This is a genomic window from Variovorax sp. YR752 (genome assembly GCF_943372545.1).
Map to the genome: position 1 here is coordinate 1 of NZ_CALRZC010000238.1, position 12,401 is coordinate 12,401.

At 69.2% G+C, this 12,401-nt stretch carries 12 protein-coding genes; 5 read left to right on the forward strand and 7 right to left on the reverse strand.

The features are described 5' to 3' along the window. Window positions 1–59: 59 nt before the first annotated feature. From AAG801_RS34565 to AAG801_RS34575, 3 genes are all read right to left on the reverse strand, one after another. A complete protein-coding gene (locus AAG801_RS34565) occupies window positions 60–875 on the reverse strand; it encodes an AraC family transcriptional regulator (RefSeq protein ID WP_341892480.1) in 816 nt (271 codons plus the stop codon). A gap of 19 nt (window positions 876–894) precedes the next feature. Beyond that, entirely contained in the window at window positions 895–1,260 is a 366-nt protein-coding gene (locus AAG801_RS34570; protein WP_101490391.1) for a hypothetical protein, read from the reverse strand. Window positions 1,261–1,353: 93 nt separating this feature from the next. Further along, window positions 1,354–2,907 carry a long-chain fatty acid--CoA ligase gene (locus tag AAG801_RS34575; RefSeq protein WP_341892481.1) on the reverse strand — a complete coding sequence of 518 codons (1,554 nt, stop codon included), beginning with the start codon at window positions 2,905–2,907 and terminating at the stop codon, window positions 1,354–1,356. 201 nt (window positions 2,908–3,108) lie between these two features. Between AAG801_RS34575 and AAG801_RS34580 the strand changes: the two genes are divergently transcribed. From AAG801_RS34580 to AAG801_RS34600, 5 genes are all read left to right on the forward strand, one after another. Further along, window positions 3,109–4,110 (forward strand): tripartite tricarboxylate transporter substrate binding protein, encoded by a 1,002-nt coding sequence (locus tag AAG801_RS34580; RefSeq protein WP_341892482.1) that lies wholly within the window; start codon window positions 3,109–3,111, stop codon window positions 4,108–4,110. 50 nt (window positions 4,111–4,160) lie between these two features. Continuing rightward, the gene (locus AAG801_RS34585; RefSeq protein WP_341892483.1) at window positions 4,161–6,281 is read left to right on the forward strand and encodes an acetate--CoA ligase family protein; all 2,121 of its coding nucleotides are present in this window, start codon (window positions 4,161–4,163) and stop codon (window positions 6,279–6,281) included. Window positions 6,282–6,322: 41 nt separating this feature from the next. Next, entirely contained in the window at window positions 6,323–7,309 is a 987-nt protein-coding gene (locus AAG801_RS34590; RefSeq protein WP_341892484.1) for a tripartite tricarboxylate transporter substrate binding protein, read from the forward strand. Between the two features lie 80 nt (window positions 7,310–7,389). Beyond that, complete coding sequence (locus AAG801_RS34595; RefSeq protein ID WP_341892485.1) at window positions 7,390–8,208, forward strand: LysM domain-containing protein; 819 nt, start codon at window positions 7,390–7,392, stop codon at window positions 8,206–8,208. Beyond that, on the forward strand, window positions 8,205–8,660 hold the full coding sequence (locus AAG801_RS34600) for a lysozyme inhibitor LprI family protein (protein WP_341892486.1): 456 nt from the start codon (window positions 8,205–8,207) through the stop codon (window positions 8,658–8,660). Before AAG801_RS34595 ends, AAG801_RS34600 begins: the two co-directional genes overlap by 4 nt. A 13-nt stretch (window positions 8,661–8,673) precedes the next feature. Here AAG801_RS34600 and AAG801_RS34605 read toward each other — a convergent pair whose 3' ends face one another. From AAG801_RS34605 to AAG801_RS34620, 4 genes are read right to left on the reverse strand one after another with little or no spacing between them, the layout of a single operon-like run. Further along, a complete protein-coding gene (locus tag AAG801_RS34605; RefSeq protein WP_341892487.1) occupies window positions 8,674–9,888 on the reverse strand; it encodes a CoA transferase in 1,215 nt (404 codons plus the stop codon). Between the two features lie 3 nt (window positions 9,889–9,891). Continuing rightward, window positions 9,892–10,872, reverse strand: a complete 981-nt coding sequence (locus AAG801_RS34610) for a tripartite tricarboxylate transporter substrate binding protein (protein WP_341892488.1) — start codon at window positions 10,870–10,872, stop codon at window positions 9,892–9,894. 11 nt (window positions 10,873–10,883) lie between these two features. Continuing rightward, window positions 10,884–11,678 carry a tripartite tricarboxylate transporter substrate binding protein gene (locus AAG801_RS34615; RefSeq protein ID WP_341892489.1) on the reverse strand — a complete coding sequence of 265 codons (795 nt, stop codon included), beginning with the start codon at window positions 11,676–11,678 and terminating at the stop codon, window positions 10,884–10,886. 43 nt (window positions 11,679–11,721) lie between these two features. Then, entirely contained in the window at window positions 11,722–12,171 is a 450-nt protein-coding gene (locus tag AAG801_RS34620; protein ID WP_341892490.1) for a hypothetical protein, read from the reverse strand. Between the last annotated feature and the right edge of the window lie 230 nt (window positions 12,172–12,401).

Consider the following 12,401-nt stretch of genomic DNA (forward strand, 5'->3'; position numbering starts at 1 on the left):
GAGGGTGCGAGGCGATGTCGTCATCGGGCCAGTCTGTAGCCCGGGCGGCGCGAAAGCTATCAGATTCGTGCGCCTGCGCCGGCCGGCCCGAGCGCGCGGCGGGCGTCGCCGAGCGTGACGCCGACGGCGCGCCGGAACACGGCGCCCAGGTGGCTCTGGCTGCAGTAGCCCAGGTCGTGCGCGAGGCCGGCGAGGTCGCGCTCGCCGTCGGCCAGCCGCTCCATCGCCGACGCCAGCCGCAGGTGCTGGCGGTACTGGTGCAGGCTCAGGCCGGTCTGCTGGCGGAAGCGGCGCGCCAGGTGAAAGGGCGAGCGCGACACGGCCTCGGCCAGTTCGTCCAGCGAGAGATGCCGCGCGCCCGCACCGCTGCCTTCGGACAGCAGCAGTTGCCGTGCACGCGCGACGGCGCCGTGCCATGGCACCTGATGCGGCGCGCGGCCCAGTTCGGCGACGAGCGCGGCCACCAGGGCCGCGGCCTGTGCGCTGTCGGTGTCCGGCAGTTGGCGTCGCGCCGCGTGCATGCGGTACAGCGCCTGCGGCGTCAGCAGGCAGACGCTCACGCCCGCCGCGCTTGCACCGTGGGCCGGGCTCACCGATGCGTGGCCGCTGACCACGAGGCTGTGCCGCACGGTCGCGGTCTCGGGTCGCAGCCGGTAGGCGGTGGCATCGCCGAAGCGGATGGCGGTGAGCGCGTCGGTCAGCCAGGTGTGGTCGCCCGAGCGCACGTCGAGCCGCGTGCGTCCGATGGGGAAGACCACGCGCGGCGAGGCCACGGTGTACAGGTCGCTCCACGCGGGCCCCAGCGGCGCGTGCAGGCGCACATGCGCCACCTCGAACCCGCGCCCGGCATAGAGAAGGGTGCGGTCTTGCGGCATGGAAAGAGTGAAAGGTCGATCAGCCCAGCGCGGTCCAGCTGCAGCGCAGCTCGTACTGCGCACCGCGGTAGCTGAGCGTGCCCGTCGCGCCCGCTACGCGCAGCGCCACGGCCACCTGAGGCCGTTCGAGGCCGGTGCCGCGCACGCGCATGAGCTGCTGGCGATGGTCGACGAAGCGCTGCTGCAGGGTGAAGCGCTCGCTCCCCTCGGTGCCCGGGCCGGTGCGCGCGACGATGAGTTCGGTCAGCTGGCCGGTCGACAGGCTGAACTGGATCTCGACCGCGTAGGGCCGGCCATCGCACTGCAGGCTGCCGTTCGCAAAGGCGGGCGACAGGCCAAGGAGCAGAAAGCAGGGCAGGGCGAGAGCGAGGAGGCGGCGGTGCATGTCGCAGTAGGTGCAGGTGCAGGTGGCGGCCCGCCACCATACCCCAAGCAGGTGAAACACACCCGCACACATCCGCACACACCCGCCGGCGCGTCACCCCACCTTGCGCGCGCGCCCTTCCCAGTGCGGCTCGCGCAGCTTGTACTTGAGCATCTTCCCCGCCGGCGACAGCGGAATCTCGGCGCGAAACTCCACGCTGCGCGGGCACTTGTAGCCGGCGATCAGCGTCTTGCAGTGCGTCACCAGCGCCTCGGCGCTCAGGGCTTCGCCGGCGCGCAGCACGACCACGGCATGCACGCGCTCGCCCCACTGGTCGTCGGGCACGCCGACCACGGCGCACATCGAAACCTGCGGCAGTTGGGTGATGGCGTTCTCGACCTCGGCCGAATAGATGTTCTCGCCGCCGCTGACGATCATGTCCTTGAGCCGGTCGACCACGTAGACGAAACCGTCGGCGTCCATCACGCCGCCGTCGCCGGTGTGCATCCAGCCGTCGCGCAACACCTCGGCGGTCTGCTCGGGCTTGTTCCAGTAGCCGGCCATCACCATCGGGCCGCGCGCGGCGATCTCGCCGACGGTGCCGTTGGGCACGGGGCGGCCTTCGGTGTCGACGATGCGCACTTCGGCGATGGGCACGGGCCGCCCGGCCGAGCGGCGGCGCGCGGCCGGCTGGTCGGGGTGGTGGCACCACGTGGGCAGCACGGTGACCACGGGCGACAGCTCGGTCATGCCGTAGAGCTGGCAGAAGCCCGCGCGCGGCAGCTTGTCGATGGCCTGCAGCAGCAGCGCATCGTCGATGGGCGCGGCGCCGTACAGCACGAGCTGCAGCGGCGTGGTGTCGAACTCGGCAAAGCGTGAATGCTCGATGAGCCGCTTGAGCATGGTGGGCACCATGAAGGTCTCGCTGGCGCGCTCGTTCTGGATGGCCTCCAGCACCTTCACTTCGTCGAAGGCCGGAATGATGACCTGCGTGCACAGCCGCATCATCAGCTGCAGCGTGAGGCCGGCGCCACCGACGTGGAACATGGGCGCCATGTTCAGGCCCACGGCCTCGGCGGGGCGCGTGGCCGCCATGTTGGCCGAGAGCTGGCCGCTGTAGAGGTTGCCGTGCGTGAGCATCACGCCCTTGGGCAGGCCGGTGGTGCCGCCGGTGTACATCACGGCGGCCAGGTCGGTGCCGCCGCGCCGCGCATCGGGCACGGGCTGCGCCTGCGCCATGAGCGCCTCGGCATCGGCCATGCCTTCGGGCGCGGGGCCGTCGCCGAAGTGCACCAGCGTCTTCAGCGAGCGCGAGAGTTCGCGCTGCTGCTGCGCCACGGCGCCGAAGTGCGCGTCGGACAGCAGGATGCGCGTGTCGCAGTCGTCCAGCGAGTACGCGACCTCGCGCGCGCTCCAGCGGATGTTGACGGGGTTGATCACGCCGCCCGCCCACCAGGTGGCGTAGAGGTACTCCACGTAGCGGTCGGAGTTCAGCGCCAGCAGGCCCACGCGGTCGCCGGGTTGCAGGCCGAGCGACTGCAGCACGGCCGCGAGCCGCGCCACGCGGTCGACGAACTGGGCAAAGGTGCTGCGGCGCTCGCCGCACACGAGGGCGGTGGCGCCGGGGCGTTCCTGCAGGGCTTTGTGCAGGGGCTGGGTGAGGTCCATGAGCTGCGGTCTCCGTCGGTCGGTTCGTTGTTGTGCGCCGAGTATGGAAGGGCCGCGCCGCGCCGGCATCGTCGGAAGCGACGGGATCGAAAGCGCCGTGGCGGCCAAAGTCGTCGGAAGCGACGGTGACCGTCGCCGGGCTGCGCGCGACCATCGCCGAAGAACGACAGATTCGACCGAACGACCGACCGGAGACGCGCCATGACTTCCTCTTTCACCGTCCTTACCGACACCACCCGCCGTCGCCTGCTCGGTGGCGCCGCGCTTGCCGCTGCGGGCACCGCGCTGCCCTTCATGGCGCGCGCCCAGGGCCTGTTCGGCAAGCAGCCGATCACGCTGCTGGTGCCCTACCCCGCGGGCGGCGCCACCGACGTGCAGGCGCGTGCGCTGGCCCTGGCGGCCTCGCGCGAGCTGAAGCAGCAGATCGTGATCCTCAACCAGCCCGGCGTGGCCGCCACGCTGGCGCCGACCACCATGGCGCGCAAGGCCGCGCCCGACGGCTACACGCTGTCGCTCATGCTGAGTTCGCTGTACCGGCTGCCGCATCTGCAGAAGGTGAGCTACGACCCGGCCACCGACTTCACCTACGTGGCCAACGTGACGGCCGCCACGCTGGGCATCACGGTGCGCCAGGACGCGCCGTGGAAAGACCTGAACGCGCTGCTGGCCGCGGCCAAGGCCAAGCCGGGCGAGGTGTCGTACGGCACCACCGGGCGCGGCGGCACCTCGCACGTGTCGATGGAGCGGCTGGCCGCACTGGCCGGCGTGAAGTTCAACTTCATTCCCTTCAAGGGCGCGGCCGAGCTGTACAACGCGCTCATGGGCGGCCATGTGGACGCGGTCTCCGAGGCCGGCTTCGGCGCCGCCGTGGCGGGCGGGCGCGTGCGCCTGCTGGCCACCTTCAACGAGGCGCGCTCGCCCACGCGGCTGAACGTGCCGACCGTGAAGGAGCTGGGCTACGACGTGGTGGCCAACGGCTCGTGGGGCATTGCCGGCCCGCGCGGCATGGACCCGAAGGTGGTGCAGGCGCTGCAGGAGGCTTTCCGCAAGGCCGTGGACGACCCCGAGTTCGTTCGCACGCTCGACCTGAACGACTACGTCAAGTTCTACATGGACAGCCCCGCGTACACGGCCTGGGCGCACAAGACCTATGCCGACGAGAAGCGCTTCGTGAGCGACCTGCGTATCAAGCTCGACGACTGAAGTTCACGACGAAGCCCTTCCCGCGAACGCGACCCCCTTTCTTTCCTGCCATGACTTCTTCTTCCTCTTCCCTTCACTGCTTTCTCCACCCGAAGGCCATCGCCTTCGTCGGCGCCACCGAGCGCTCGGTGTGGTCCAACGCGGCGCTCGCCAGCCTGCGCACGCTGGGCTACGCGGGCAAGCTCTACCCGGTCAACCGGCGCGGCGGCAGCTTCCATGGCATCGCGGCCGCCACCTCGGCCGAGGCCATCGGCGAGCCGGTCGACACGGCATTGCTCATGGTGCCGGCTGACGCGCTCGACGACGCCCTGGCCGACCTGCAGCGCGCGGGCATCGGCAACGCGGTGCTGCTGAGCTCGGGCTTTGCCGAGGCCGGCGAGGAAGGCCGCGAGCGCCAGCACCAGCTCACGGCCAAGGCGCGATCGCGCGGCCTGCGCATCCTCGGGCCCAACTGCCTGGGCTTCGTCAACTACGTCGACCGCTCGGCCGTGTGGACCGCCTCGCTGCGTGAGCCGCTGCCGGCGGGTACGCTGGGCATCGTGTCGCAAAGCGGCGCGCTCGCGGGGCAGCTGTCGTTCATGGCGCAGGTGCACGGCATCGGCCTGAGCCGCATGGTGTCGACCGGCAACGAGTCGGACATCGACATCGCCGAGGTCATCGACTACCTGGTGGACGACGAGCACACGCGTTCCATTGCGGTGTTCGCCGAGACCGTGCGCGACCCGCAGCGCTTTGCCGTCGCGGCCGAGCGCGCGCTGGCCGTGGCCAAGCCCATCGTCGTGCTGAAGATGGGCAGCAGCGAGATCACGGCGCAGGCCGCGCAGGCCCACACCGGCTCGCTGGTGGGCGACGACCGCGTGTTCGACGCCATGTGCCAGCGCCTGGGCCTGATGCGTGTGCGCTCCATCGAAGACCTGGTGTTCACCGCCGCCTTCGCCAGCATGACCGGGCCCTTCGCGGCCGGCGGGCTCGCGGCGGTGTCGATGTCGGGCGGCATGTGCGAGATCTTTGCCGAGCGCGCCGAAGAAGAAGGCCTGGTGCTCACGCCGCTCGCGCCCACCACCGAGGCCGCGCTGCGCGAGGTGCTGCCGGGCTACGGCACGCCGCAGAACCCGCTGGACGTGACCGGCGCGGCCATGCTGCAGCCCGAGCTGTTCGGCCACGCGCTCGACGCGCTGGTGCGCGACCCCGCGCTGGGCGCCGCCATCGTCGTGGCCGACGTGCCCAACGCACCGGCCAACGACACGCCGCTCAACCGCGCCGTGCTCGCGCAGGTGGCGCGTGGGCTGGCCGCCAGCCCGGTGCCGGCCATCGTCTGCAGCCACTACGTGATGCAGGTGAGCGAGCGATCGCGCGAGCTCATCGCCGAGACCGGCATCCGGCACATCGCCTGCGGCATTCACCACGCGATGAGTGCGGCGGGTGCGGTGCACCGCTGGTCTGAAACGCTGCGCCGGCGTCAACACGCGCAAGGTGTCGCTGCTGCCGTGCCGGCCACCCCGCCCACGCAGCCCTTGCGTTCGGAGCGCGAGACGCTCGACTGGCTCTCGCAGCGCGGCGTGCCCGTGGTGCCTGTTCGGCTGTCACGCAGCGCCGACGAAGCCGCGCGCTTCGCCGAAGAAATCGGCGGCCCGGTCGTGCTGAAGATCGCCTCGGCGCAGATCGCGCACAAGACCGAGGTCGGCGGCGTGGCGCTCAACCTGCAAGGCGCCGACGCGGTGCGTGCCGCCTGGCAGGCGATGGATGCGCGCGTGCGTGCCGCGCGGCCCGAGGCCGAGATCGACGGCATCCTGGTCGCGCCGATGCGGCAAGGCGGGCTCGAGCTGTTCGTCGGCACCGTGCGCGATCCGCAGTGGGGCCCGGCGCTTGCCGTGGGGCTCGGCGGCATCTGGGTCGAGGCGCTGCGTGACACCAGCCTGCGCCTGCTGCCCGTGACGCCGGCCGAGGTGAAGGACATGCTGGCCGAGTTGCGCGGTGCGCGCCTGCTCGACGGCTGGCGCGGCGCGCCCGCGGCCGACCGCGACGCCATCGCCGAAGCCGTGGCCGCCATCGGCAACGCCGCGCTCGCACTCGGGCCCGAGCTGGTCTCGCTCGAAGTCAACCCGCTGCGGGTGGACGGCCGCACGGTCGAGGCGCTCGATGCGCTGGCCGTGTGGGGCGCCGCCGGCTGAGCAGAACTTCATCTTCAAAAGAATCAACAGGAGACATCTTCATGCTGCAACGACGTCGATTCGCGCAATGGGGCGCGAGCGGACTGCTGGCCCCCACGCTGGGTGCCCTGCCGAAAGCGCAAGCGGCCGACGCCTACCCGACCCAGCCGATCAAGGTGATCGTGTCGTCGGCGGCCGGTGGGCTGGTCGACGGCATCGCGCGCACCATCGGCGAACGCATCGCCAAGCCGCTGGGCCAGCCGGTGCTCATCGACCCGAAGCCCGGTGCCAACGGCGCCATTGCCGCGTCCTTCGTGGCCAAGGCGCCGGCCGACGGCCACACGCTGCTGTTCGCCGTCAACTCCTTCGTGCTCGCGCCGCTGCTGATGGCCAAGCCCGGCTACGACGTGTTCAAGGACTTCGCGCCCGTGTCGCTGTCGAACTACGGCCTGCTCGTGTTCGCAGTGGGCGAGGGCGTGCCTGCAAAGAGCATGCGCGAGTTCGTCGCCATGGCCAAGGCGCAGCCCGGCAAGCTGAGCTTCGGCTCCGCGGGGCAGGGCTCGTCGGGCCACCTCTACGGCGAGAAGCTGATGCGCGACGAAGGCCTGCAGATGACGCACGTGCCCTACAAGGGCGGCGCGCCGCTGATGATCGACATCCTCGGCGGCCAGGTGCAGGGCGGTTTCGTCACCATGGGCGAAGCGCTGCCGCACGCGAAGTCGGGCCGCGCGAAATTGCTCGGCGTGTTCGGCACGCGCCGCATGCCGCTCGCACCACAGATACCCACCTTCACCGAGCAAGGCTTCAAGGGCTACGAGCACGGCGGCTTCTGGGGCTTCTTCGCGCCCACGGGCACGCCGCAGCCGGCCATCGACAAGCTGGCCGGCGCGGTGCGAAAGGCCGTGGCACAGCCCGATCTTCAGGAACGCATGATCGGCCTGGGGCTCGAGCCTTCGGGTGAAGGGCCGGGTGAGTTGATGGCGGCGGTGCGGCGGGAGAACCTGTTGTGGTCGCGGCTGATCAAGGACATGAACCTGAAGCTCGAATAGAGCCTGTTTGCAAGCGCCCGCGCTTATCGCGCGGGGCTGGGCACACAGGTGTGTTCGGCGGCCCTGTAAATGCGCGATACATGCGGCGCGAAATTTACACATCACTGGCGCTTTGCCGCCCCCTGCGCAGAATCGTTTGGACCGAAAAGAAACGATCAAAAAGGGGAGTGGTTGTGGCTACACAAGCAGCGCCGAAGAGCGGGTTCGACAAGTGGAAAGAGGGAATCCTTCGCGCACCTGGAGATCCGAAGTGGGACATCTGGGACCGAGAGATCAGAACCGCTGTCAGTGAGTTCAACCAGCACCTGGCGACCACCACCGGGTACGTGCCGTTGGATTGGCGGGTCGTCAAGGCGATGGTGTGGGTCGAGTCCGGGGCGGGCAATCCCCAGTGGCTCATCAAGCCGATGCAGATCGGTGTTGTCGGCGACGCCGGCATGGATGCACTGCTCTCCGGCAACGAGGGTGGTGACCTCATCCTTCCGCCAATCTGGAAAGAGCGACTGACCGTTTTGTCTGTTCGCACGGTTCCGTCGCACAACATCCGGGCTGGCATCGGCTATCTTCTGATGAAGGCGGCGTACTACGAGCACCGCAGCGTGTCGCCCGCGGGGTCTTCGGTTTTTGAGGTGACCGTCCAGCCTGGAGACAGCCTCGACAAGATCGCACGCGCCAACGGCTCGACCACCGAGGTCATGACAAGGCTGAACCCCACGGCCGGTACCTTGCGCGTCGGGCAAGTCCTGAAGTGCCAGAAGGCCGTGCTCCAACGCGTCATCGTGGGTTGGCGGCCCATGACGCCGGCGTTGCTCGTGGGGCGGTACAACGGCGGCGGCGACGCCACGTACAGGACGAAGATCAATACAACGCTGTCACTCGTGCTCAGCGGAAGGGAATGAACATGCGTTCGGTAATTCTTGTGGCGACGATTCTCTGCAGCGTGTCTGCAATTGCAGCGCCGTCCCGTGCGTCCCGTGTGGTGCAGAGCGAATACGCGATCCGGCTGGCATGCGGGAATGAGTTTTTCTCGATGGCCGACGTCCGTGAATGCCTGGACAAGAAGGAAGTGGAAAGCGAGACCAACTTGAAGCGTGCCGAAGCGAACCTGCTGCGCGCCATCGGCAAGTGGGATATCGAGCCTCCCTACATCGCAGCCTCCAAGGCCAAGCTGGCCGCCGCGAGAAAATCGTTCGCCAAGTACCGGGAAGACCACTGCGCCTACGCCAAGTCCGTGGGCGGAACGGCGATCGGCAACGCACTCGAGATGCGGCGAGCGGCGTGCGTGGCCGAGCTCAACAATCAGCGCGCCGAGCAACTGCGGATCTCCGCAGCCGACGGCCAGTTCAAGTAGGCGGGTCGGGCGGTCACTCGGCCCGCGCCACGACCCCCGCGCTCACCAGCGCATCCACCGCAGCCTGCTCGAACCCGAACTCCCCCAACACCTCATCCGTGTGCTCCCCCAGCGACGGCGCCAGCCGCTGCACGCCGCCCGGCGTGGCCGACAGCGTGAACGGCACACCGGGAAAACGCAGCGTGCCTTCGGTCGGGTGCTCGGCGTCGTGCCACAGGCCGCTGGCTTTCAGCTGTGGATCGTCGGGCAGCTGCTGCAGCGTCTGGATCGGCATCGCCGGAATGTCGGCCTGGCGGAACGCCGCGACCCACTCGGCCGTGGTGCGCGCGCCGGTGGCGCGTTCGAGTTCGCCGAACACCACCGTGTGGTTGCGCACGCGCGCGGCCAGCGTGGCAAAGCGTTCGTCTTCGCGCAGCTCGGGGCGGCCCACCACCTCGAAGAAGCGCAGCCACTGCGCGTCGGTGTAGGGCACCAGCGCGATGTAGCCGTCGGCCGTGCGAAAAGGCTTGCGCACGCCGGAGCGGATCGAGCCGTAGACCATGTCGTCGATGGGCGGCTGGAAGGTGTGGCCCCACAGGTGCTCCACCATGTTGAAGGCCGTCATGGTCTCGAACATCGGCACGTCGACCGCTTGCCCCTGGCCGCTGCGTTCGCGGTGGAACAGCGCGGTGACGATGGCGTACGCCGCGTACAGCGCCGTGGTCTTGTCGGCCACGAGCGCGGGCATGTAGCGCGGCTCGCCGGTGTAGATCGATTGCAGCTGCGCCAGGCCCGACGCGGCCTGGATGATGTCGTCGAAGGCCGGCAGGCCCGCATACGGCCCCTCGTCCGAGAAGCCCTTGACGTGCGCGCTCACGAGGCGCGGGTTGAGTGCATGCAGCCGCGCCGCGTCGATGCCGATGCGCGCCGCTGCGTCGGTGCGCACCGAATGCACGAGCACGTCGCTGCCGCGCACCAGCGTGTCGAGCACCTCGCGCGCGGCGGGCTGCTTCAGGTCGAGCACGAGGCTGCGCTTGTTCCGGTTGCACGACAGGTACAGCGACGACATGCCCTTGTGCCGCGCAGGCCCGACCGAGCGGGCCAGGTCGCCCTGCGGCGCCTCGACCTTGATGACGTCGGCGCCCATGTCGGCCAGCATCTGGCTGGCCAGCGGGCCGAGCACCACGGACGAGAGGTCGAGCACCTTGACGCCTTCGAGGGCGCCGCGAAAAAGTGGAGGGGGTGTCATCGGTCAGTCCTCCAGGCGGATGCCGGTCTTGTCGATCACGCGCTTCCAGGTGTCGGCGTCCTGGCGCAGCACCACGGAGAATTCGGCGGCCGTGCTGCCCACGGGCTCGATGTTCATGTCGCGCATCTTCTTTTGCACTTCGGGCTTGGCGATGATGGCGGCGACGGCCTTCGACATCTTGTCCACGCGCGGCTGCGGCGTGCCGGCCGGCAGGAAGAGCCCAATCCACGCATAGGGCTCGAAGCCCGTGTAGCCCGCTTGCTGGAAGGTCGGCACCTGCGGCAGCGTGGCCGAGCGTTGCGTGCCCAGTGCCGCGAGCGCGCGCAGCTTGCCGCTTTGCAGGTAAGGCAGGGCGGTGCCGGTGTCGAGCACGGCCACGCGGATGTGGCCGCCGAGCAGGTCGGTCACCATGGGCGCGGCGCCCTTGTAGGGCACGTGCGGCATGTCGACGCCGGCTTCCTTCTTGAACCGCTCGCCGTAGATGTGCGAGGTGGTCGCCACGCCGGTTGAGCCGTACGCGTATTTGCCGGGCTCGGCCTTGAGCAGTGTGACGAGTTCGGCCAGCGTCTTGGCGGGCACATCGGGCGTCACGACGAGTGCCGAGGTCGATATGCCGATCTGCGACACGGCCGCGAAGTCTTTCACCGCGTCGTACGAAAGCTTGCGTTGCAGCGCGGGCATCTGCACGTGCGTGGTGACGGTGAAGAGGGCGGTGTGGCCGTCCTTCGGGGCGCGCGCGACGGCGGCGGCGCCGATGGTGCCGCTGGCGCCCACGCGGTTGTCGACGACGACGGGCTTGCCCCAGGCGGTGCCGAGTTCCTGCGCGACCAGCCGCGCGATGTTGTCGGTGATGCCGCCGGCGGGGAAGGGCACGACGAGCGTGACGGGTTGCGAGGGGTAGTCGGCCGGTGGCTGTTGCGCGGCGGCGGGCAGGGCGAACAAGGCCGCGAGTGCAATGCCGAGCATGGAGGAAAGACGTGTCATGGCGGGTTGCTTCAATCGAGCTTGATGTTCTTGGCCTGAATCACCTGCTTCCACCGCGCGTGATCCGCGCGCATGGTGGCCGCGGGCAGGTAGATGCCGAACCAGCCAACCGACTCCATGCCGGCGAAGCCCTGTTCCTTGAAGGTGGGCACGCCGGCCGCGAGTGGGGCGCGTGCGGTGCCGACCACGGCATCGACGGTGCCGCCGAGCAGGTCGGTGATGGCCGGCGCCTCGCCCTTGTAGGGCGCGTGCAGCAGCTGGATGCCCGCGGCGTCCTGCAGCACTTCGGCGTACAGGTGGGCGCTCGATCCGTTGCCGTAGGAGCCGTACGAGTACTTGCCGGGCGCGGCGCGCGCGAGCTTGACGAAGCCGTCGAGCGTGTCGACGCCGAGCTTGTTGCTCACGGTGAAGACGATGGGCAGGCGGCCGGCTTCGGAGACGGGCACGAAGTCCTTGAACGGGTCGAAGCCGGCGTTGGGGTACAGCAGCGGGTTCTGGATGATCGAGGTCAGCGAGAACAGCACGGTGTAGCCGTCGGCCGGTGCGCGCTGCACGGCGGTGATGCCGATCTGTCCGTTGCCGCCGGGGCGGTTGTCGACGATGACGCTCTGGCCGAGTCGCTTGCCCAGGCCCTCGGCAACGATGCGCGCGAACACGTCGGTGCCGCCGCCCGCTGCGTAGGGAACGATCATGCGGATGGGTTTGTCGGGCCAGGTGGTCGCTTGTTGTTGCGCGAAGGCGCTGCCGGTGGCCAGGGCGGCTGCCAGCGCGAGGGCGCGGCGGCGGGTGAATCTGCTGCGGTGCATGTCTGTCTTGTCTCCGATGGTTTTTCTGTCTTGGCGCGATGATTCAGAGCGGCAGGCTCACGACGGCGAGGCCGGGGCCGACCGATACGCCGTGGCGGTTCTCGCTCCACAGGCGCAGGTCGAGGCGGTGGCGGTGCGCGGCATCGGCGCTGTCGTCGATCCACTTGCGCTCGACCTGGCCACGCACGGTGACGGTGTCGCCCGCGGTGTTGAACGACTTCATGCGAAAGCCGCGGATGGCATGCAGCACGCCGGCGGTGCCGATGTACTCGCGAATCGTGCGTTCCCACATGCCCTGCAGCAGCAGGACGTTGGCGTACATCTCGGGGGCGCCGGTCGATTGCGCGTGCTCGGTGTTGTGATGGATCGCGTTGAAGTCGCGGTTGGCGCCGGCGGCCATCACGAGGCGGTAGACGGTGAGGGGGAAGGGCACGGGGTTCAACGTGTCGCCTTCGTTGACTTCGTTCCAGCGGCGTTGTTCTTGCCAATTCATCTTGTTGCTCTGCTTTCTTTGTTCAGGGCGCGTGCGCATGGCACTGGGTACTTCCCTCCGCGAATGTCCCCCGGCCTGCGGCCTCCGGCGGGCTCAACCCGTCGATGCAACACTTCAGCGACGAATCGAGGTGTTAATTGACGAAGAGCACAGGTCAGCGAGTTCATCCGTCGGCTGCGCAGCAGCGGGAGATATGGAATCGATGGAAGCAAGGCGAGCGGATCGCCGAG